Origin of the sequence: Lacrimispora sp. 38-1 (assembly GCF_049890855.1) — a bacterium.
Lineage (GTDB): Bacteria > Bacillota > Clostridia > Lachnospirales > Lachnospiraceae > Lacrimispora.
The window spans coordinates 12,177-34,602 of the sequence record NZ_JBANEW010000052.1 but is presented as its reverse complement, the minus strand read 5'-3'; the positions used below and the strand labels follow the sequence as shown (position 1 = coordinate 34,602).

The 22,426-nt window shown below is 43.9% G+C and carries 19 protein-coding genes and 1 tRNA gene; 16 read left to right on the top strand and 4 right to left on the bottom strand.

Features of this window, described 5'->3' with window-relative positions:
- The first annotated feature begins 22 nt into the window (after positions 1–22).
- From V7D18_RS11770 to V7D18_RS11700, 15 genes are all read left to right on the top strand, one after another.
- Entirely contained in the window at positions 23–589 is a 567-nt protein-coding gene (locus tag V7D18_RS11770) for a UvrB/UvrC motif-containing protein (protein ID WP_426154471.1), read from the top strand.
- Positions 582–1,616: an ATP--guanido phosphotransferase gene (locus tag V7D18_RS11765; RefSeq protein ID WP_426154628.1), complete on the top strand. Its 1,035-nt coding sequence runs from the start codon at positions 582–584 to the stop codon at positions 1,614–1,616. The genes V7D18_RS11770 and V7D18_RS11765 overlap by 8 nt, the downstream gene beginning before the upstream one ends.
- A gap of 16 nt (positions 1,617–1,632) precedes the next feature.
- Positions 1,633–4,086 (top strand): ATP-dependent Clp protease ATP-binding subunit, encoded by a 2,454-nt coding sequence (locus tag V7D18_RS11760; protein WP_426154470.1) that lies wholly within the window; start codon positions 1,633–1,635, stop codon positions 4,084–4,086.
- A gap of 95 nt (positions 4,087–4,181) precedes the next feature.
- A complete protein-coding gene (locus V7D18_RS11755; RefSeq protein ID WP_426154469.1) occupies positions 4,182–4,595 on the top strand; it encodes an endosialidase in 414 nt (137 codons plus the stop codon).
- A 79-nt stretch (positions 4,596–4,674) separates the two neighbouring features.
- Positions 4,675–6,066 (top strand): DNA repair protein RadA, encoded by a 1,392-nt coding sequence (gene radA, locus V7D18_RS11750; RefSeq protein ID WP_426154468.1) that lies wholly within the window; start codon positions 4,675–4,677, stop codon positions 6,064–6,066.
- A gap of 204 nt (positions 6,067–6,270) precedes the next feature.
- Positions 6,271–7,626: an ABC transporter substrate-binding protein gene (locus tag V7D18_RS11745; protein WP_426154467.1), complete on the top strand. Its 1,356-nt coding sequence runs from the start codon at positions 6,271–6,273 to the stop codon at positions 7,624–7,626.
- A gap of 96 nt (positions 7,627–7,722) precedes the next feature.
- Positions 7,723–8,577, top strand: a complete 855-nt coding sequence (locus V7D18_RS11740; protein WP_426154466.1) for a carbohydrate ABC transporter permease — start codon at positions 7,723–7,725, stop codon at positions 8,575–8,577.
- Positions 8,577–9,401, top strand: coding sequence for a carbohydrate ABC transporter permease (locus tag V7D18_RS11735; RefSeq protein WP_426154465.1), 825 nt, complete (start codon positions 8,577–8,579; stop codon positions 9,399–9,401). Before V7D18_RS11740 ends, V7D18_RS11735 begins: the two co-directional genes overlap by 1 nt.
- Before the next feature lie 83 nt (positions 9,402–9,484).
- Entirely contained in the window at positions 9,485–11,221 is a 1,737-nt protein-coding gene (locus V7D18_RS11730; RefSeq protein WP_426154464.1) for a sensor histidine kinase, read from the top strand.
- A gap of 20 nt (positions 11,222–11,241) precedes the next feature.
- Complete coding sequence (locus V7D18_RS11725; protein WP_426154463.1) at positions 11,242–12,015, top strand: response regulator transcription factor; 774 nt, start codon at positions 11,242–11,244, stop codon at positions 12,013–12,015.
- A gap of 17 nt (positions 12,016–12,032) precedes the next feature.
- A complete protein-coding gene (locus V7D18_RS11720; protein ID WP_426154462.1) occupies positions 12,033–13,154 on the top strand; it encodes an alpha/beta hydrolase family protein in 1,122 nt (373 codons plus the stop codon).
- Between the two features lie 56 nt (positions 13,155–13,210).
- Positions 13,211–13,411: a UDP-N-acetylmuramoyl-tripeptide--D-alanyl-D-alanine ligase gene (locus V7D18_RS11715; RefSeq protein WP_426154461.1), complete on the top strand. Its 201-nt coding sequence runs from the start codon at positions 13,211–13,213 to the stop codon at positions 13,409–13,411.
- Between the two features lie 181 nt (positions 13,412–13,592).
- Positions 13,593–14,525, top strand: coding sequence for an ABC transporter permease subunit (locus V7D18_RS11710; protein WP_426154460.1), 933 nt, complete (start codon positions 13,593–13,595; stop codon positions 14,523–14,525).
- A 12-nt stretch (positions 14,526–14,537) separates the two neighbouring features.
- Entirely contained in the window at positions 14,538–15,458 is a 921-nt protein-coding gene (locus tag V7D18_RS11705; RefSeq protein ID WP_426154459.1) for a carbohydrate ABC transporter permease, read from the top strand.
- A 12-nt stretch (positions 15,459–15,470) separates the two neighbouring features.
- Positions 15,471–17,228: an extracellular solute-binding protein gene (locus tag V7D18_RS11700; protein WP_426154458.1), complete on the top strand. Its 1,758-nt coding sequence runs from the start codon at positions 15,471–15,473 to the stop codon at positions 17,226–17,228.
- Positions 17,229–17,252: 24 nt separating this feature from the next.
- Here the strand turns inward: V7D18_RS11700 and V7D18_RS11695 are convergent, their stop codons facing one another.
- Both V7D18_RS11695 and V7D18_RS11690 read right to left on the bottom strand, forming a co-directional pair.
- Positions 17,253–18,815: a response regulator transcription factor gene (locus tag V7D18_RS11695; protein ID WP_426154457.1), complete on the bottom strand. Its 1,563-nt coding sequence runs from the start codon at positions 18,813–18,815 to the stop codon at positions 17,253–17,255.
- A 3-nt stretch (positions 18,816–18,818) separates the two neighbouring features.
- Entirely contained in the window at positions 18,819–20,624 is a 1,806-nt protein-coding gene (locus V7D18_RS11690; RefSeq protein WP_426154627.1) for a sensor histidine kinase, read from the bottom strand.
- A 129-nt stretch (positions 20,625–20,753) separates the two neighbouring features.
- On the opposite strand from V7D18_RS11690, the gene V7D18_RS11685 reads away from it, so the two are divergent.
- Positions 20,754–21,347 carry a C39 family peptidase gene (locus V7D18_RS11685; RefSeq protein WP_426154456.1) on the top strand — a complete coding sequence of 198 codons (594 nt, stop codon included), beginning with the start codon at positions 20,754–20,756 and terminating at the stop codon, positions 21,345–21,347.
- Between the two features lie 293 nt (positions 21,348–21,640).
- On the opposite strand, the gene V7D18_RS11680 is transcribed toward V7D18_RS11685, so the two are convergent.
- Positions 21,641–21,937 (bottom strand): peptidoglycan-binding domain-containing protein, encoded by a 297-nt coding sequence (locus tag V7D18_RS11680; protein WP_426154455.1) that lies wholly within the window; start codon positions 21,935–21,937, stop codon positions 21,641–21,643.
- Between the two features lie 93 nt (positions 21,938–22,030).
- Positions 22,031–22,101, bottom strand: a tRNA-Trp gene (locus V7D18_RS11675).
- Positions 22,102–22,426 lie beyond the last annotated feature (325 nt).

The window sequence follows — 22,426 nt, the reverse complement described above, 5'->3', positions numbered from 1 at the left end:
TTCCCTGGATTGGAGGTTCTTTATGTTGTGCGAGAAGTGTAAGATTCGCGAAGCAAATATTCAATATACGGAAGTGGTGAATGGTGTAAAGAAAGAACACCATTTTTGCGCCCAATGTGCAAAAGAGATGGATTTTGGTGTATATGCGGCCATATTTGATGGGGAGTTCCCCCTTGGCAAGCTGCTATCAGGCCTTTTAGGAATTGAAGATACAGAAAAAGGACCGGATAAGCTTTCGCAGATCGCCTGTCCCACCTGTAGCACCAGCTACAGTGAGTTTGTGAAAGACAGCCGGTTTGGCTGTGCAGACTGTTATAGTGTGTTTGGTCCTCTTATGGAGGACAGCATCAAACAACTGCAGGGGAGTCTTATGCATACAGGAAAGACTCCGGTCTATCAAAGAATGGACCATATGGACCAGAGCCAAAACCCGGATGAAGCAGGTTCTGATTTAAGCAGCCATAAAGACGAACTCTTTGAACTTGATACAATGCTGAAAGAAGCGCTCCAGTTTGAGGATTACGAGACGGCAGCCGTTTGCAGGGACAGGATAAAAGAACTAAGGAAAGGGAATGAAGGCGATGCTTAAATGGTTTGAACAGACTGACAGCGGCAGATCTGGCGTAATAAGCAGCCGGATCCGTCTGGTCAGAAACTGGAAGGAGTATAAATTTCCCTCTAAACTGGATGATAAGGAAAGCACCGAGATGATTCACCGCCTGGAATTCGGTTTAAAGGATTTGGGTGAAGAGCTTGGTAAACCCATGGTTTTTTCCATACTTGATGAATTGAATGAACTGGACCGGGTGGCATTTAAAGAGAGAAGGGTTTTAAATTCTTCCATTATCGCCAAAAAGACGCCTGTGGGAATTCTGCTTTCAGAAAATGAAGATACCGGGATTGTCTTTAACGGAGATGATCATATCCGGATTCAGGTTTTAAAAACAGGACTGCATCTGGAAGAGCTGTGGGAGCAGGCCAGTGGTATTGATGATTATATGAATGAACGTTTTCCTTATGCATTTGATGACCGGTATGGTTATCTGACGGCCTTTCCAACTAATGTGGGAACCGGCCTTCGGGCATCGGTCGTGGTACATCTTCCCATGCTTTCCCAGGGACGTAAATTTTCAAGCCTGATAGGAGAGATGGGGCGTTTCGGAGCTGCGGTAAGGGGGGTTTACGGAGAAGGAGAAGATAATTTCGGAGCTCTTTATGAAGTTTCCAACCAGAAAACACTGGGACAAACGGAGCGGGAAATTATTGATACTGTCACGAAAGCAGCCATTCAGCTGACTAATCAGGAGATGCAGGTAAGAAAGTTATCCCTGCAGCGCCGGAAAATTGAAAGAGAAGATGAGATCTATAAGTCTTACGGCGTGCTCAAATATGCCAGAAGGCTGACTTCCAGAGATGCCATGATTTTTTTATCCCAGATGATGGCGGGACTGGAGGATGGTCTGATTCATACAAAAGAAGAGTTTAACGTTTACCGCCTGATGCTTGGCATCTGGCCGGCAAATTTACAGAAGATTTCCGATCGTCCTCTGAATAAGGAGGAGCTTGATATGGCAAGGGCGGAATTCATCCGGGAGGAATTGCCGGAATTAAATTGACAGGAGGATTGCATTTATGATAGACAGATTTACGACAAAGGCAAGAACGGCCATTAATCTGGCAGAGCAGGCAGCAGGGCGGCTGGGACACAGCTATGTGGGAACCGAGCATCTGCTTTTGGGGCTGCTGGAAGAGGGCAGCGGTGTTGCAGCCAGAGTACTCATTGAGAACGGTGTCAGAGAAGATAAGGTTCTGGGTCTGATCAGCCAGCTGATTGCTCCCGACCAGGCCGTAAGGGTGAGGGAAGACGGCGGCTACACACCAGGAGCCAGACGGGTTCTGGAAAACAGTTATCGGGAAGCAGTCCGTTTTAAAGCCAATTTAATCGGAACCGAGCATCTTCTTATTTCCATTATCCGCGATAATGACTGCGTTGCCTCCAGACTGCTTAATACCATCGGCATCAGCGTACAGAAGCTCTATATTGACGTTTTGGCTGCCATGGGAGAGGATGCACCTGCCAACAAGGAAGAGTTAATGAAGTCAGGCAAAAGCAAGGGCAGTACTCCGACTCTGGACAGCTACAGCCGTGACTTAACGGAGCTGGCGGTAAAGGGAAAGTTAGATCCGGTAATCGGAAGAGAATCAGAGATTACTCGTCTCATCCAGATTTTAAGCCGCAGAACGAAGAATAATCCCTGTCTGATCGGCGAACCGGGCGTAGGTAAAACCGCTGTGGTGGAAGGACTTGCCCAGATGATCTCATCAGGAGAAGTACCGGAGACAATCGCAGGCAAAAGGCTTCTGACCCTGGATTTATCCGGCATGGTGGCAGGTTCCAAATACCGTGGTGAATTTGAAGAAAGAATCAAAAAAGTGATTGCAGAAGTGATTGAAGACGGCGACGTACTTTTGTTCATCGATGAGATTCATACCATCATCGGAGCAGGAGGGGCGGAAGGCGCCATTGATGCCTCCAATATATTAAAGCCGTCTCTGGCGAGAGGAGAACTGCAGTTAATCGGTGCAACCACCATTGAAGAATACCGCAAATATATTGAAAAGGACTCCGCCCTGGAACGGCGTTTTCAGCCTGTGACTGTGGAAGAGCCTTCTGAAGAGGCTGCAGTCGGTATATTAAGAGGTTTAAAAGGCAGATACGAGGAACATCATAAGGTTGTGATTACGGATGAGGCAATAAAAGCAGCGGTGAAGTTATCCTCCCGTTATATCAACGACCGGTTTCTTCCGGATAAAGCCATTGATGTGATTGATGAGGCATCCTCCAAGGTTCGCCTTGCCACCTTTACGGAACCCTCTGAAATCAAGGGGCTGGAGGCAGAAATTGAGCTTTTAGAAGACCAGAAGGAAGCTGCCATTAAGTCAGAGGCATACGAAAAGGCTGGTTCCATAAAGAAAAAGCAGGAGAAAAAAAGAGAAAAGATCGATAAGATCCGTGATAAATGGCAGAAAGAAAAAGCCTCTAAGATTCCCACCGTCGACGAAGGGGAGATTGCAGATGTTGTATCAACCTGGACAAAGATCCCGGTAAAGAAACTGGAAGAGGGAGAAAGCGAACGCCTGCGGAACTTGGAATCCATTCTTCATGAACGGGTGATCGGTCAGGAAGAGGCTGTTACTGCAGTTGCAAAAGCCATCAGAAGAGGAAGGGTAGGACTCAAAGATCCCAGGCGCCCAATCGGTTCCTTCCTGTTTCTTGGACCTACGGGAGTGGGAAAGACAGAACTTTCCAAAGCTCTTGCAGAAGCCATGTTCGGCGTGGACAGTGCTCTGATCCGCGTTGACATGTCTGAATATATGGAGAAGCACAGCGTATCCAAGATTATCGGCTCCCCGCCAGGATATGTGGGCTACGATGAAGGCGGACAGTTAAGTGAAAAGGTAAGAAGAAACCCTTATTCCGTGATTCTCTTTGACGAGATTGAAAAGGCACACCCCGATGTATTCAACATTCTTCTTCAGGTGCTTGATGACGGTCATATCACAGATGCCCAGGGAAGAAAGATTGATTTTAAAAATACCGTAATTATTATGACTTCCAATGCAGGAGCAGAAAATATCATATCTCCAAAACGTCTGGGATTTGGTGCTGCCGCCGATGAAAAGGCCGATTATAAGCTTATGAAGGACCGGGTTATGGAAGAAGTCAAGAAGCTGTTTAAACCGGAATTTGTTAACAGAATTGATGAGATTATTGTGTTCCATCCGTTAAATAAGACTCATATGAAAGATATTGTGACCATTATGATGAAAGACATTATGAAACGTACTTCCGAACAGATGAGCATCACAATTGAAATTGATGAGGCGGCTAAGGATTATCTGATTCAGAAAGGCTATGATGAAAAATACGGTGCGAGACCCTTGCGGCGTACCATTCAGAGCAGTTTAGAGGATAAGCTTGCAGAAGAGATCCTTTCCGGAACCGTAAAAACAGGCGATACAGTTCTGGTTACTGCAGGAGATGACGGACTGAAATTTTCTGTAAGAGAGCTGATAAACAGCTAGCCAATTGATTGCAATTCGTGTATAATAACAACAAGCGAAAGGATCTTTTCTTCGCCAACAGGGATAAGTAAAGAAAATACTAGGAGGGCAAACCGATGCCGGTAATTGAAGAATTAATCCGCACAGAGAAAGACGGTACAATCAGCTTTGGTAATTACAAATTAGGAACAAAGTCAAAATTACAGGATTTTGAGCACGATGGTGATTTATATAAAGTTAAGACATTTTATGAGATAACCAAGCTGGAGCGTAACGGAATGTTTGTATACGAATCCGTACCAGGTACTGCAGTGGAGAAGTTTACAGTATCTGATGATGGTGTGGAATTTGAAGTAGAAGGCGATAAGGATGCTCAGCTTACAGTCCAGCTGGCAGAAGATACCGAGTATGAAGTGTTTGTCGACGGCGCAGCAGCAGGCGGCATGAGAACCAACATGAGCGGGAAGCTGTCAGCCAGTGTGGAACTGAACGAAGGAACACCAGTGAAGGTAAAGATCAGCAGAAAGTAATGAAACTTTAGTCCGGGTCCGGCTCTTTTTCTGAAAGAGATTCGGACCCGGATTTTTCTTGTTTCACCAGGAGGTATGAATGGCAAAAGGAAAAACAACTGCATTTTTTTGCAGGGAATGCGGTTATGAATCGGCAAAGTGGCTTGGCCAGTGTCCGGTCTGCCGTGAATGGAATTCATTTGTGGAGGAACCGGTGGCAAAGGCAGAAGCTTCCGGAAAACGGGGGATTTCAAAGATCGCTGCTGACGGAGGGATAAGCGGGAAGATAAAACCGGCCAGACTGTCTGAGATTGTACTTGACGAACAGGACCGGATGAAAACCGGGTATGAGGAATTAGACCGGGTTTTAGGCGGGGGTGTGGTAAGAGGCTCTTTAGTCCTTGTGGGCGGAGATCCGGGTATCGGAAAATCCACCCTTCTGCTGCAGGTATGCCGGAATCTGGCATTATCAGAGAAGAAGGTTTTATACATATCAGGCGAAGAATCATTAAAGCAGATTAAACTGCGGGCGAACCGGATCGGGGAAGTGAAGGGAGAGCTGCTGTTTTTATGTGAGACAAACCTGGATCTCATAGAGACGGCTATTCATGAGGAAAAACCGGATGTTGTGATTATTGATTCCATTCAGACCATGTTCCGGGAAGAGATCTCATCTGCTCCGGGCAGCGTAAGCCAGGTGAGGGAATCCACGAATCTGCTCATGCAGATCGCAAAAGGGAAAGGAATTGCCATATTTATCGTTGGCCACGTAACAAAAGAAGGCGTGGTTGCAGGTCCCAGAGTTCTGGAACATATGGTGGACACCGTTTTATATTTTGAAGGGGAGAGAAGTGCATCCTACCGGATCATCCGGGGAGTAAAGAACCGCTTCGGATCCACCAACGAAATCGGTGTTTTTGAAATGATAGAAAGCGGACTGGCGGAGGTAAAGAATCCTTCTGAATTTATGTTGAGCGGAAGGCCGGAGGATGCTTCCGGGGCAGTAGTCGCCTGTTCCATGGAGGGAACAAGGCCCATGCTGATTGAGGTACAGGCCCTCATTACCCCCACTGCCTTTGGTATGCCAAGGCGTACGGCGGCAGGTACGGATTATAACCGGGTAAATCTTCTGATGGCAGTTTTGGAAAAGAGGGGCCATTATGATCTGTCCCATTTTGATGCTTATGTGAATATTACCGGAGGACTTCGCATGAATGAACCGGCCCTGGATTTAGCAATTCTTATGGCAATCGTTTCCAGCATGAAGGACAGGGCCATTGATTCTAAAACCATCATATTCGGAGAGGTGGGATTATCAGGAGAAGTGAGAGCAGTTTCCATGGCACAGCAGAGAGTGAATGAGGCTAAGAAGCTGGGATTTCATACCTGCATTCTGCCAAAGATTTCCCTGGAGAAGATGGGAGCTGTTGAGGGGATTAAGCTGATCGGCGTGGAAAATGTAAGGGAAGCGATTGCGGGTATTTCGAATTAATGAAAGAAACAGAGAGCTTTAGAGGGCAGCCGTTGGTATCTGCATTGCAGATACCAAACCTGCCCTTTTTCGCTGTATGGTGACTGGAAATGACAAGATATATAATAATACAGCTAAATATTCATATATAATCTGACGCTTTCGTCTGCTAAAATATAACTATCATGCAACATCAAAAATGATAGTTTATAAGGAGGATGTATTATGAGAAAAATGTATTTCAAGCGGGTCTCTGCGCTCCTGCTGGCCGGTCTGATGGCTGCATCTGCCACCGGATGCTCCAAAGGCAGCAAGGAAGAAACCACAGTGGCAGCTACGGAGCAGGCCACAAAAGCAGAGGGAAAAGAAACGGAAGGCCAGAGCAAGACTGCAGGAGGGGATGCCGTAACACTTCGTCTGGTACACTATATGGGGGAGCAGTCCAAGCGGGATGCACTGGATGCCATGCTGGAAGCATTTAAAGCGGAATATCCAAATATCAATGTAGAAGTGGAGGTAGTAGCTTCCTCTTCCTATATTGCTACTTATAAGAATTACATTGCAGCAGGAGAAGCTCCTGATATCATGTTCGGAAAACCCCAGACAATGAAAGAATTCGTAGACGGCGGATATTTCATGGATATTTCCAATGAGGAGTGCATGAAAAACGTTCTCCCTATGTTAAAGGATGAATGTACAGTAAACGGAGGTGTTTACGGGTTCCCTCTGGATGCGCAGGTAAAGGCATGCTTCTATAATAAAAAGATGTTTAAGGAAGCGGGAGTAGAGGTTCCAAAGACAAGAGAAGAGTTCTTTCAGGTTGCCGATACCTTTAAGGAAAAAGGAATTAACCCGTTTATCCATCCATATAATTTCATTCACGGAGTATTCCACGAGTTAGATTCCTTCTTTACCGCCATGGCTGTGGGTACAGACAATAAGACTGTCTGGAAAGATTCCCAGGAGGGAACGAAAGAATTATCTGACAACGCAGTTGTGAAAGATGCAATGGACATGTTCTCCAAGTTTGCATCCTATAAAGATCCAGGTGATACCGCTGTTGACCAGACGCAGGGAATTCAGAACTTCGCAGCAGGACAGAGACCGATGTATATGAACGGCGGATGGCTGATGGGCGATGTAATGGCTGCAAGCCCTGACGGAGAATTCGGTATGTTCCCGACCCCATGGTCTGATAAGCCGGAGGACAATAAGCTTTGGGTTGGTATTGATGATGTATTTGTCGTATCTTCCCAGACAGAGCACAAAGATGAAGTTATGGCATTACTGAACTTTTTCGCTAACGAGCAGTCCTCAAAGATCTGGATGGAAACAGCAAAGCTTATGACAAGCAATGTGAATGTGTCAACGGATGATTCTGATGAGTTCATTAAGGAAATCAAATCTTACATCGATAACGATATGATAGTATCCAAAAGTCAGGTTCCGGATTATACATCTGAGTACAGCACCGCGTTCCGTACCAAACTTCAGGAATTTGTCACATTAGATGACAGCCAGCGTGATGTTGCCAAGTTGCTTCAGGACATTGATTATGAGATCGCATCCATTCGACAGTAGTTTTTTGAAGTAATGATATCAATTCAGAAAGTCAGGGTGGCAGTGTAGCGGGAGCTATATGACTCCCTGGCTTTTTTATTCAAATTTGGAGGCAGTATGAACCGAAAAATGAAAAAACAGCTTCAGGAGTTTACTTTTATTTTGCCTGCACTGATTATGTTTACAATCTTTGTGGCATATCCGTTTCTGCAGGGATTTCCCATCTCTTTTACCAAATGGGATGGCATGAGTCCTGATAAGGCATATGTTGGACTTAAAAACTATATCAGAATCTTTCAGGATGCAAATGTAACGAATGCCGTTAAGAATACCCTGTTGTTTACGGCTGTTACAATGGTTTTTTCCAATCTGTTCGGTTTGTTGTTTGCCCTGATGATTTCAAAGAAATCAAAACTTAATAACGTTTTAAGAACCTGTATCTTTATGCCCTACTGCCTCAGTCTGGTGCTTTCCTCCTATATCTGGCGATATGTTTACAGTGATGTGTTTTACGACAAATTTGGAATTGCCAGTCCCCTTGGAAGTACAGCCTGGGTTATGATCGGACTTGCAGTCATCTCCATATGGAGGGATGCGGGATACTGCATGGTGGTTTATATTGCTGCCATTCAGGGAGTATCAAAAGATTATTATGAGGCGGCAGAGCTTGAAGGGGCCACTTCCTGGCAGAAATTTAAAGCAATTACATTCCCGATGATTGCTCCGGCAGTTACCGCTAATTTTACCCTTTTACTTGCGTGGGGAATGAAAGTATTTGATTATCCCATGGCAGCCACTGCAGGCGGTCCGGGAAGAGCATCGGAAACGGTAGCAATGCTGATCTACAATAATCTGTTTACTTACTTTAAGGCGGGCTACGGACAAGCCATTGCAGTGGTGTTTACCATTTCTATCTTTGCAGTCAGCACGCTGGTTTCAAAAACCTTAAGAGCCAGGGAGGTGGAGATCTGATGAGTAGAAAAATTCAGAAGTATTTGTCGGTACTTGTAAAGCTGGCAATGACGCTGCTGGTGATCAGTCCGTTTTATATCGCTTTGATTTATTCTGTGAAGTCGAAGCAGGAGATGGTAACAGACCGTCTGGCATTTCCGAAAACCATACACTGGGATAACTTTACCAGAGCCATTGAAACTTCGAATTTTGGACTGGCACTGAGAAACAGCCTTGTTACAACGGTACTGGCAGTTTTATTCATCACGCTGACCTGTACCATGGCTTCCTATATTATCGCACGAAAAAATAACCGATTCTATAACCTGATCTACTATCTTTTTGTAGGTGCGATGATTATTCCCTTTCAGTCAATCATGACACCGCTTTATATTGACATGACACGGTGGAAGCTGTTAAACACACTCCATGGTTTTATTTTTGCAAAAATCGGTTTTCAGATCGCATTTACGGTGCTGTTAGTATCGGGATTTGTAAAAAGTATTCCAAAGGAATTAGAGGAGGCTGCAGCCATTGACGGCGCAGGCTTGTATTCCGTCTTCTTTCGGATTGTGTTTCCTCTCATGAAGCCCATTGTTCTGACTTCCATTGTTTTAAACGCTCTCAATGTATGGAATGATTTTCAGATGTCTCTGACTCTGCTTCAGCAAAAACAGGTAAGGAACATTCCCCTGACCCAGTATTTCTTTTTCGGTGAAAACAGTATTGAACTGGGACTGGCATTCGCGCTGTTTATACTTTCTGTTATTCCTATATTAGCGCTGTATCTGATGCTGCAGAAATATATAATCGGGGGAATTACCCAGGGCGCGGTGAAAGGATGATGTTACAAAATCTGACCCTGATCCGGCGTTGACATTCTTTTGCCAAGTTGCTATAGTGGGAAAAGACAGGGGGGGGGTAAATTATGGAATCTGCGGAAAAACGCATTCATTTCAGAAAAACGCTTTATTTTAAAATGATTGCAGTAACAGCATTGCTGGGATTGACATTTCTTCTAGCTCTCATATGCATCTATCATGTCACCTGTAAATGGTTTAAGACTGAACTGACCTATCAGTCCGATACATTGACGGAGCAGATTTGTAAAAATGTGGATATATCATTAACGGAGCTGATGGAAGGAACCATTCCTCTGACAGCCACCAACCAGCGGCTGACCCCGCTTCTTAGAACAGTGACCGGACCGGGCAAAGCAAATGACCCGTTTTTAAAGCCCAGAGTGAGAAAACAGCTGGAAGAGATGCTCAGCACCAATTATGACATCAACTGGATCTCTGTTGTGGATATGTCTGATACCGTATATCTGGCATGCCGGGACAGCAGACCGAAAGAGGGAAGGCCTGATGAGGAATCTGTGCGGAAGCTGTTTTATGATAATAAAGAGGATGTATCACACCGCCCGGGCAATACCATATGGACAAGAAGTACAAGCGAAGACGGAATAATTGTCATGCGGTATCTGTTTGATGAAAATACAATGAAATTCAGCGGCTGTGTTATCGCAGAGCTTAAAAATACGGTTTTAAAAGAAATTTTTCAGGATATAGACAGCAGTAAGGTGGGCAACTTTGCGCTTTATGACATAAACGGCAATCTTTTATTTACAACCAGTGAAAGAAATTATTTACAAGCCGGTGGGGCGCAGAAAGAAGAAAAGGGCGGTTATTTATATGCTGAATACCAGATCAACCGGGGAAGAATCAAGATCGCACATGAGGTGGACTTAAAGACGAAAAATGAACGGTTTTCTGATCTGCTTTATTTTATATCCTTTATCGGACTGTTTATCTTTGTGCTGATAATTATTTTTTTATGGCTGATGTTCGGGAATATGGCTGGCAATCTCCGGATTCTTCTGCGCAATATCACCCGTGTATCAAGAGGAAATTTTGAGCTGGAACCCACGTCATTTGCCAAAGGGGACCAGATGGACCTGATCTCTGAACATATCAGTCAGATGGCGGGCCGCATCCAGACACTGATGGATGAGATCAGAAATGCAAAGGAGATACAGCAGCAAAATGAATATAAGCTACTGGAGTTCCAGTATCATGAGCTTCAGGCTCAGATTAATCCCCATTTTCTGTTCAATATACTTCAGTCAATCCATGGAATTGCACAGATTAACGGTGATAAACAGGTGAGCAGGCTGATCGGTCTGCTGGCCAGATTTTTCAGAAGAAACATAGAGAGAAGCAAGAACACCTGCAGTTTAAACGCAGAGATGGAATATATTAAAAACTATACGGAGCTTTATAAAAATATCTATCCGGACAGGCTGGAAGTGGAATGGGATGTAGATGAATCACTTCTTGACATAATGGTGCCAAGCTGTATTTTGCAGCCCATTGTGGAAAACTCACTTGTTCACGGGATGGAGCAGAAGATAGGGCTTTGCACAATCCGCATTTCCGTTTACAGTGAGGATGGAAGGCTTGTCATAAAAGTATGGGATGATGGTCCTGGCATTCCTCCGGAGAAGCTTAAGACACTGTTTGAAACCAATGAAGCAAAAAAACGGATCGGGATTAAGAATGTAAAGGATCGGATTCAGCTGATGTACGGACCTGATTATGGTGTATGGATCGAGTCAGGATATCTTCATTATACAGAAGTCAGGCTGGAATTTCCGTTACTTTAGTTAAGGGGAGGGAGATTGTTATGTACTCGGTAGTCGTCATAGATGATAATAAAATCGCAGTAACTGCAATTGTAAAATCAACCAGCTGGGAAGCGTTTCATTGTGAGGTGACCGGAGTTGCCTATGATGGCATTGCAGGATTGGAGCTGATTCATAAAAAATGTCCGGATATTGTAATTATTGATATTCAGATGCCGGGATTCAATGGACTGGATATTATTGAGAAGATCAAGCGGCAAAGGCCGGATATTCAGTTTATTATTATATCGGGATACAATCAGTTTGAGTATGCCCAGCGGGCAATCCGGTATGGTGCCAGTGATTTTCTGCTGAAGCCGGTGATGACGGAAGAATTGGAACAGGCACTGGAAAAAGCAGTCGGTACGCTTCTCAAAAAAGACCGGTTTGAAACGGAAAAAGTGCCCGATACGCTGGAAGAAAGAATCCGCTTTATCAGACAGAAAAAACAGGAATATTCAACCGCAGTTTCGGAGGCGCTGGAATATGTTGACCAGCATATCCAGCATAATATTTCCCTGGGAGCGATCTGCCGTGAGCTGTTGATTTCAACCTCTTATTTCAGTAAATGCTTTAAAAAAGAAACAGGGGTCGGATTCGTTAATTACGTTACCATGGTGAAAATGGAAAATGCCAGAATTCTTCTTAAAAATCCACAGAACCGGGTAAATGAAGTGGCACATATGCTGGGATACCGTGATTACTCCTATTTTTTCCAGGTATTTAAAAAGCAGTTTGGCTATGCACCAAGTGATATCAAGCTTTACAGTAAGTGAGAAAGAAGGAGAAGCAGATGAAATTACCGGAAAATAAAAGAAATGTGCCTTCTGTTCTGACTTGTATGGATGGAACAGAGGTGACGGATTGGGAAATTTGGCTTACAAAACGAAGACCGGAACTGCTTGAGCTTTTTAAGAGAGAAGAATACGGCCGTCTGCCGGATATGAGTGATGTGGAGCTCCGGATCCGGGTGGCGGATTCCAGGCAGTCTGAGGATATTCTGGAGGGGCGGGCGGTCAGAAAGACCGTAGAGGTTTTAGCAGTCCGCAGAGGAATCCATTTCAGCTTCTGTTTCGTTGTATTTATTCCTGCTGATGCCATAAAACCCGTTCCGGCTTTTGTAACCGTATGCAACAGAGGGATTAAGGACAGCGATCCTGCAAGGCATTTTTTAAGTCCGTTTTATCCGGTTGAGACCATTATTTCCAGGGGATATGCCTGTGCTGCCTTCCGAACCCAGGAGGTTTCCCCCGATTATGAGGAAGGTTTTACAACCGGATTTTCAAGGCTGTTTCCAGAATTTGTAACGGACAGGCCGGATGATGCCTGGGGAGCAATCACCGCATGGTCCTGGGCAGCAAGCCGGATTATGGATTACTTCGAGACGGAGCCTTTGATCGACGAAAGAAGAGTGGCGCTGGTGGGGCATTCCAGAGGTGGCAAAACTGCTCTATGGGGCGCTGCCCAGGATGAACGTTTTGCCATGGCTGTCAGCAGCTGTGCAGGTAACAGCGGAGATGCGCTTTCCAGAGGTGCAAAAGGGGAGAGGATTAAAGATATTTTAACCCGTTTTCCTTACTGGTTCTGCAAAAATTATCAGAAGTACATGGAAAAGGAAGAAACACTTCCTTTTGACCAGCATATGCTGCTTGGATTAATTGCTCCCAGACTGGTATATACCTCTTCTAAAACCTTCGATAAATGGGCGGATCCGGAGGGACAGTTTGAGTCCCTGGTACAGGCAGATCCGGTGTACCGCCTTTTTGGGATCGAAGGGTTAGAGACAGACAAAAAGCCTTTGCCGGAGCAGCCGCTTTATCAGGGGAGGATCGGTCATCATTATAAAACAGGAAATCATGATATGGATGAATACGACTGGAATTGTTATTTGAATTATGCGGATATTCATCTTTGATAAATGAATATGCAGTAAAGCAGCAACAATAAAAAGCCGCCTTTTATGGAGGAAATATGAAATATAAAGGAAAAAATGGTGCAGTAACAATTATAGGGGAAAACGTTTTACCAGTTAAAGTCTGTGTTATTAAAAACGGCAGACCTAAAGTTAAACGGTTAGAAACAAATGATTATTATGAGTTTATACTTATCTATTCATTATTTCATCGAGTTAAGAAAAAATATGATAAGAAAACGCTTAAAGAGATCAAATAGTTTAATAGTTTTTATATAAAGCTTATGACAATGGCTTTCTGCTTTAGCAGGAGGCCGTTTTTTTACGCCCCAATCTCTAAAAAGTACAGCAGTTTTCCGCTGATTATGATGGTTAACGGAAAGAGCCCTTTCCGCTATAATAGTATTATTAAAGTAAAAAACGCAGGGGGGAATGTGGACTATGAGATCATCGCCAGCAGGAAAAACTCCAAAAAGTACGGTCCAGAGCCGCAGATTGTTTTATTGCATTGTACCATTTATCATTCTATGTTTTCTTTTTTCCTATTTTCCGCTTTACGGCTGGATTTACGCGTATTTTGACTATAAGCCGCCGCTTAAGCTGTCCCAGTGTGATTTTGTCGGCTGGAAATGGTTCACAACGCTGTTCGCCAACAAGACCCAGGTAGGGCAGATGATACAGGTTATGAAGAATACATTTGCCATGAGTCTTCTTGGTATTGCCACTTCATTTCTGCCCATCGGGTTCGCCGTTTTTCTGAATGAAATTCAATGCAGGTGGTTTAAAAATCTTGTGCAGACGCTGACTACTCTGCCGAACTTCATCAGCTGGGTGCTGGTATACTCGGTGGCGTTTTGCCTGTTTACTGACAGCGGAATGGTCAATACTTTTTTTCTCAATCACGGATTGATCCAGGCACCGGTCAAATTTCTTGACAGTGATACACATACTTATCTGTGGATGACGCTGTGGAATCTCTGGAAAGGACTTGGCTGGGGAGCGATCATGTATCTGGCTGCCATTGCGGGGATTGATCAGGAGCTTTATGATGCAGCCCGTGTGGATGGTGCCAATCGGTTCCAGCTGATGAGGCGCATTACGATTCCCTGTCTGCTTCCTACATTCTTTGTATTGTTAATGCTGTCCATAGCCAATTTTTTAAACAATGGTATGGACCAGTATTATGTATTTCAGAATTCTTTTAATAAGACCCACATCCAGGTGCTGGATCTCTATGTATATAACATAGGTATGACAGGAAGCAGCTTATCACTGGCAACGGCTGTCAGTATGCTAAAAAGTCTCGTCAGTGTCACCCTGCTGTTGCTTGTAAACTTTGTTTCGAAAAAAACCAGAGGTGAAACCATTATATAGGAGGAGAGAGAAGTGAGAGCAATATCTGAGAAACGAAGAAAAGTAAAACCGCGGGATGGAATCTTTCACATTGTTAATTATCTGATGTTTGGCATCATCACTCTGATTTGTGCATACCCGTTTTATTACATGATTATTAATACCGTCAGCGCCAATGATTTAAGTGCTAATGGATTTGTTAATTTCCTGCCAAAGGGATTACATCTGGAAAACTACAGACAGGTGATGGGGCTGCGGGGACTTTCTGCAGCTGCGGCAGTTTCCATTGCCAGAACGGTTTTAGGGACTGCATGTACAGTGTTTGCCTCAGCTTATTTAGGCTTTATGTTTACACAGGAGAAAATGTGGCACAGGAAATTCTGGTACCGTTTCTTTGTGATTACCATGTATTTTAACGCAGGACTGATTCCCATGTTTATTACCATGAAGACACTGCATCTGACCAATTCCTTCTGGGTGTATGTGATCCCTACCGTCGTACAGCCGTTTTATATCATTCTGGTGAAAACGTATATTGAGTCGATTCCAAAATCACTGCAGGAAGCAGCGGAGATTGACGGGGCTGGGATTCTTACTGTTTTTACAAAGATCATTCTGCCTGCAGCACAGCCGATTATGGCGACTGTCGCCATTTTTGCAGCGGTTTCCCAATGGAACTCCTTTCAGGATACGTTAATCTATGTGACTGACCAGAAACTGTATTCCCTGCAGTATTTACTGTATACTTACATTAATCAGGCCAGTTCGCTGGCAGCTATGGTGAGAAGCGGAGGAACAGGTGCAATAAGCGGGGCGGCTCTTGCCAGCCAGCAGACACCGTCCTCCATACGAATGACGGTATCGGTGATTGTAGTGCTTCCGATTTTATTTATTTATCCCATATTCCAGAGATTCTTTGTAAAAGGAATTATGATTGGTTCTGTAAAAGGTTAGGAGGAGAAAAAGATGAGAATGAAACAGATCAGTGTGATCCTGTGTACGGCAATTTCAGTCACCGCCATTTTATCCGGATGTGGAAAAGAGGCATCTGCAGGAAACATGACAGGCAACAGCAGCTATGATAAATTCATCACTGTGGATGTGTTTGATACCCTTGCCAATTATCAGGGAATCCAGAGCGGATGGTTTGCAAAGATTGTGAAAGATAAATTCAATATGGAGTTAAATATCATTGCCCCCAATGTGGCGGGAGGCGGAGATACACTGTTCCAGACCCGCTCTGCAGCCGGCAATTTAGGAGATTTAATTATTACCAAAACCGAAAACGGGCGTTTTGAAAATATGGTAAAAGCCGGGTTGTTAATGGATATGGCTCCGCTTTTAAAGGGAAAAAATGTATATAAAGATTATGAAGATGCCATTTTAAATATGAATAAGGGACTGGAGAAGGAGGGCGTTTATGCCATTCCAAGCGAAATTTCCAGCCAGTCCCCCAACGTATCTGCAGAAGGAATCGAGCCTCTGGTAGCACCCTATCTTCGCTGGGACGGCTACAAGGCAATCGGTTATCCGGAAATGAAAACCCTGGAGGACATGATCCCTGTGATGAAACAGCTGCAGGAGCAGATTCCTAAGAGTGATTCCGGTAAAAAGACCTATGCTCTGTCTCTGTTTAAAGACTGGGATGACAATATGATGGTGATTGCCAAGAATTATGCTTCCTTATATGGCTATCAGGAAATTGGCTTTGTAATGGAAAAATACGATGGAAGCGATTTCCAGAATATCATTGATTCCGACAGCTATTATGTGAAAGCGCTGCAGTTCCTCTTTGACGCCAACCAGGAAGGGCTGGTCGATCCGGAATCCACGACTCAGAATTACGATATTTTGTCGGATAAGTATCGTGACGGGCAGGTGCTCACATCCTTATGGTCCTGGCAGGGACAGAGTTACTACAATACACTTGAACGCAGGGAGGAAGGAAAAGCCATTATGCCTGCTTTCATTGAAGATATGGCACCCTATACAGATGGCTGTTATTCCATGGGGAACGGCAAGGCCGTTATTGCCATTGGCAGTCAGGCAAAAGAACCGGAGCGTCTAGCGGATTTTATCGACTGGCTGTATTCTCCGGAAGGAATGGAACTGGTAGGCCAGGCCAATGGTGCAGCCGGTCCAAAGGGTCTGACCTGGGAGATGAAAGACAAAAGGGCAGTTTATACGGATTATGGCTGGAAGGCTCTACCTAACAACGATGTGCCGGTACCGGAGGAGTGGGGCGGCGGCAGCTGGAAGGACGGTGTGAGCGCCTTAAATTACAAGCCGTTAGCAGTGGTGGATACTGATCCTCTGACAAATGAGCCATATTTAACCACAATGTGGAGCTCTGTACTTGAGATGAATCATACACCGGTGGATACTGACTGGCAGCAGTATGCACAAGGAGCGAAAACAACCATCGAATTACTGGAAAAGAAGGGGGCTCTTTCGGTAGCACCAGGTACTTCCTATATCCAGCCTAAGGAAAGCTCTGATATTACAACTTTGCGGGGACAATGCAAGGCAGTAATCGTGGATGATTCCTGGAAGATGGTTTTTGCGGCGGATGAGGCTGAGTTTGATTCGGCATTGCAGCATATGCAGGATACCGTGCGGGGTCTGGGCTACGACAGGGTGCTGGAAGTGGATTTAAAAAATGCAAAAGACCGCGCTGCAACGAGAAAAACGGCAATGGATGAATATAACCGCCGCAGTAAATAGGATAATTGCAAAGAGCAGTGTGGCTTACGGAGCGGACATTTTTATGTCTGCTCCGGCGTGGGTTTTCCGGTATTTTGCAGGGCTGATCCCGGTATATTTTCTGAACTTTTTATGGAAATAGTCCACATTTCCATACCCCACCAATTGTGCGATTTCGTAGACTTTATAATTATCATCCATCAGGAGCCGCTTGGAGTTATCGATCCGTACTTCATCCAGGCAGGCATTAAAATTCCTTCCTGTGGCCCTGGTGAAAATTTTTCCAAGATAGGAGCTGTTATAGCCAAACAGTTCTGCAATAGTACCCAGCTTTAAATCCTCCTGATAATTGTGGCGGATATACTGAAGGATATTATTTAGTACACTGTCACGGGTGGGAGAGCCGATGGCATTCATACACATCTCAAACTGAAGAGTGAAGAAATCCAGAATTTCGTAAAGATAATATTTCTCCTCAATTGTATAAATGATAGCCGCATTATTGGGAAACAGTGTTCCAGGATTGCCATAAGCATAAATAATACCGGATTTCACCTGGATCATGATATCCGCCAGGTAATGTCTGATGTTTGAAATTTCCAGACCGGAACAGTAGAGAGCCTGGCGCAGCTTTTCCAGAACATCAGACATCATCTGACGGTTTCCAGACTGAATAGAGTCCGACAGCTGCTGGGAATATGTATTTTCCATGATAAAACCGGTTCCCTCAGGCTGAATTTCATCGGGCATATCTTTATAACACAGTACATGCTGGTTGAAGCTGCAAAAGAAGCGCCGTTTCATAAGCCGTTTTGCATCGTCGTAAGATATATGAATCTGTTCAATAGAACAGACCGGACGCCCGTAAGTAAGAAATAAACCGTCCAGAGGGGAACCTTTTTGTGGCTGGCTGATGTAGTGGTCTGCAAGCTCTTCAAAGCGTCTTAAAGCAAAATCACCTTTTAAAATGATGACGTTGTGGTTTCCGATCCGGATATAGTCCAGGGAATTGTGGTTATGGTTAGCCAGCCGGAGGATTCCTGCAAAATCCCAGGTAGTCTGAGTGGAATCCTGATTATAGCTGGTATAGAGAACAACCTGATAAGCCTCAGCCTCTAACTGCAGATCACGGCAGTCGGGCAATGGGTAAGAGGCCTGATGATTAAGAATGTCATATAAAATAGATTCTCTCGCCCGATCCCGGTACTGTACCAGCTTTTTTTGCTTTCCCTGTTCTTCTGTGAGAAGCTGTCTGACGTCAAGCACCGCCTTTTCCAGTTCCTGTTCGTCAATGGGTTTTGTGAGATAGCTGGTAACGCCAAAGCGCATGGCTTCCTGGGCAAAAGAGAAGTCTGAAAATCCGCTGACAATAATAAATTTACCGGAAAAGCCCTCCTCTTTTGCAAGTCTTACTACTTCCAGACCGCTTAAACGAGGCATGCGGATGTCCATCAGAACAACGTCAGGATGCAGTCTGCGGATCTGATCCAGAGTATCCTGGCCATTTTTCCCTTCTCCGCAGATGGTAAAGCCAAGAAAAGACCAGTTTAACAGACAGCGGATGCCTTCTCTTACATCTATTTCATCATCAGCGATTAAAAGCTTCATGTTTTAATTCCCTCCTGTATTTTTTTGTGCCGGAATCACCACTGTTACCATGGTTCCCATTGATTTTTTTGATTTGATTAAAAGACCGTACCCCGTTCCATAGCACAGTTTAATTCTCTGCTGGATATTATAAAGACCGATACCGTGGGAGGAGCCGCCGGGGTGCTGACAGATCTGCTGGTTTATCAGGTCCAGTTCCTTTGCTGTCATACCGCAGCCATTGTCAAATATCTGAATGCTCAGTGCTTCGTTTACCAGGCAGACCTTCAGGATTATTTTTCCGTTCTGCTCTACATCCTCCAGTCCGTGGAGAAGTGCATTTTCAACGATGGGCTGTAATAGCAGAGGCATAATCTGGTAATCCCGGAGATTTAGCCCTGGGCATATTTTAAGGGAATAATTGACGCGGTCGTGAAATCTCAATTTCTGAATGCTTAAGTAAGTCTCAATATAATCCAGCTCTCTGGAAAGAGGGGTGACGGCAGTGGTGGTGTTTTCCAGTACATAGCGCATGGATTTGCCTAAGAGCTTGATCGCATTTGCTACCTCCAGGTTGCCGGCTTTCAGTGAACGCATGCGTATGGTTTCCAGTGTATTGTAAAGGAAGTGAGGATTGATCTGGCCTGAGAGCATTTTAAATTCCATTTGCTGCTGTTTATTGATTAAGTCCCTGGTTTTAAGCTGTGCCTGATAAACGGAAGTTTCCTTTTCCACAATCTCATGGATCATCAGTTTTAAGTCGGAAAATACTTCAGAGATTTCATCTTCGCCCCGGAAACTGTCTGCAATCTCATAGTTTCCCTGACTGGCCTTGTGCATGCTTTCTCGCAGCGTGTTGATACGGAGACTGAAATAATGAGAGAAGGCACAGATAAACACACTGGTTATAATCAGCACCATTATCAGGATTGTCATATAAATACCGGTAATCCGATTGAGATATGGATAGCCATCATAGCTTAAGGAGGCCATGTAAAAATTGTCTTCGCAGCAGACAGCAGTGAGTGACGAAATGCTGCCGATGACCTTTTCATTTTCTAACTCTATTTTTCCTGTATAGGTGCCGGTTCCTCCGGCTTCATTGCGGTATCTCTCTAAACCGGGAGTTTTCATCTGCTTGTCACTGGTATAAAATATGCCGTCGTCATTGAGCCATATGACAGTATGCATGGAACTGTTTTCAATCCGGTTGCGGATGTGATTGCTGCTGACTGTAAGCTTTAATATGGCATAGCTGTGAATCTGGGGCAGAAAGATACGGGTATACAGGCAGAGATTTTGCGTTTCAGTGCCGTATCGCTCACTTTTCTCCAGTTCCTCCGTCCAGAAAGGGGTCACAAAGGAGCAGGCGCGTCGAAACCAGGGCTGAGTCTGGATACTGTTTGTAATGGGATGGATGCGCGGGCTGTCTGCTATGGTGGGATTCCAGGTATATACGGCGATGTCACGGAGAGAGGCATCACCGGAAAGAAGTGTTTCCAGTCCATGATAAGCACTTATGGCTGTTTCGCTGGCGTTTTGGGATGAGTATGTGGTACTTAAAAGTGCAATCAGATCCGGATCTGAGACCAGTGTCTGGGATTTGTTGTAGATATTGCCTGTCAGATCAAGAATCAGGGATTTTACCCGGAGATTATCGGAATAAGTCTGTTTTGAATAGTGGTCGAACAACTGGGTCCGGGTATGATAAATCAGATAGCCTCCCACCGTTGTTACAGGAATGAAAATAGCAATAAAAAAGATCAGGTACAGCTGCTTTAGCACCTTCACCCTGGTAAAAACATCCATAAACCGTTTTCCGTTTATCATACCCACCCTTTAACCTCCGTTCCATACCTCTATTATTATATTATAACGTTTATGGCAGGGAAAGTATAACATGATAACAGATATTCGCATATATATAAATAAAATCTTATTTGTGTGGGATGTTTTTTTATGTCGAATTCAAAAGATTTTATTGCTGATCCGGTTATCAAAAAATGCTGCAAAAACTTTATTTTTGTACCGCTTTGTTATCAGGAGACAGAATATACATGCGGTATAGCGTGTTTACAGTCTGTTTTAGCACGTTATGGTATGTATTACAGACAAAGTTCTTTGGCTGATGTCCTCAATTCCCAGCCAATTTTAGGGACGGACTATAAAAGTATTCTGTACTTTGCAGGATTGCTTGGTTTAAAGGCAACCATGCAAGAAAATTTATGTATTGATGAACTCATGAATTATATTGATATTGGAATAACTCCGATTCTTACAATCCAGGCATGGCGTCTGGAAGATGATATCGATTATACCTGTGACTGGAAAAATGCGCATTACATTATTGTTTGTGGCTATAATGACAATGGGTTTTATATTATGGATCCTAATATACTTGGCAATTATGCCTATCTGTCATTTTCAGACTTAATGAAACGATGGCATGCAGTTGACAAAGACAAAGTCCGCCATATCCAAAGCGGATTAATCATACACTATGAAAACTGTCCGGTGAAGTATAATCCTGAAATCATTAAGTATGTCAGATAAAAGGTTGCTTTAATATTTGACTGATATGATAAAAAAGCTGAAATCCTTTGTGTTTACAAAGAATTTCAGCTTTTTCGTATAGTGGCTGTCTTATTAGTTATGGTGTATTACTCCGCGTCTCATCCTGGAAAGCATTTTTGGTTTTTCGTAATTATGCAAAAAAGCACAGGCCAGGTAATATGCACTTTTTGTAGACTGAGTGAATTGTGAGAAAGTCATATTATAAGTAGAAGTAGAAGTAAACTGAATATTTTCGCGGACCTCATACAGAATACGTTTTAATTCGTTTTCCTTTAGACTTTTACGGTCATTTGTTTCGTTGTTAAATAACTATTACTGCAATATGTTGAACCATCACCTGAATCTGCTGCATCAAGGGCTGTAAGGGTAGCTTTACCTGCCTTGCCATCTATGGTAAGACCTTTGGCTCTCTGGAAATTTCTAACAGCAGTATCTGTACCATTGCCGAATTTACCATCAGGAGTACCACAGTTGTATCCTGCAGTATTTAGTTTTCCCTGCATTGTTTTTACGCCTGCGCTGTAACGAAGTTTATCATCCACCATGTAATAGCCGGTACCCGAAAGCACCTGCTTATTCGTTCTTTGTCTGTACTATCAAAAAAGCCTGGAAATCATCGCATTTCAATGATTTCCAGGCTTTATGCAGGACTTATAATTTAGCAGGGGAAGAGGGGCTCGAACCCCCATTTACGGTTTTGGAGACCGTTGCTCTACCATTGAACTATTCCCCTAGATGGTAAAATTATGTGCTCACCCGAGCACTTTGAAAGTATAGCATAGAACATTTTATATTGCAACAGTTTTTTGAAAAAAATAAAAAATTTATTCTGCTGTTCATAAACGAATGTTTGTGGTAATATTAACCTATCAATTCGCTTGCGTGGCAGGCGGTTTATTTGGCGTTTTTGATAAAAATATAACATCAAAACCGTGAAATTGAATTAGTAAAAAAGGGCGATGCAAAGATAATTCCTTATATAAAATTTGTCTTAGTAAAAAGATGCTTAATTTTTGCGGACTTTTTTAGCGAAAATAACAAAAAATGCACAAAAACAG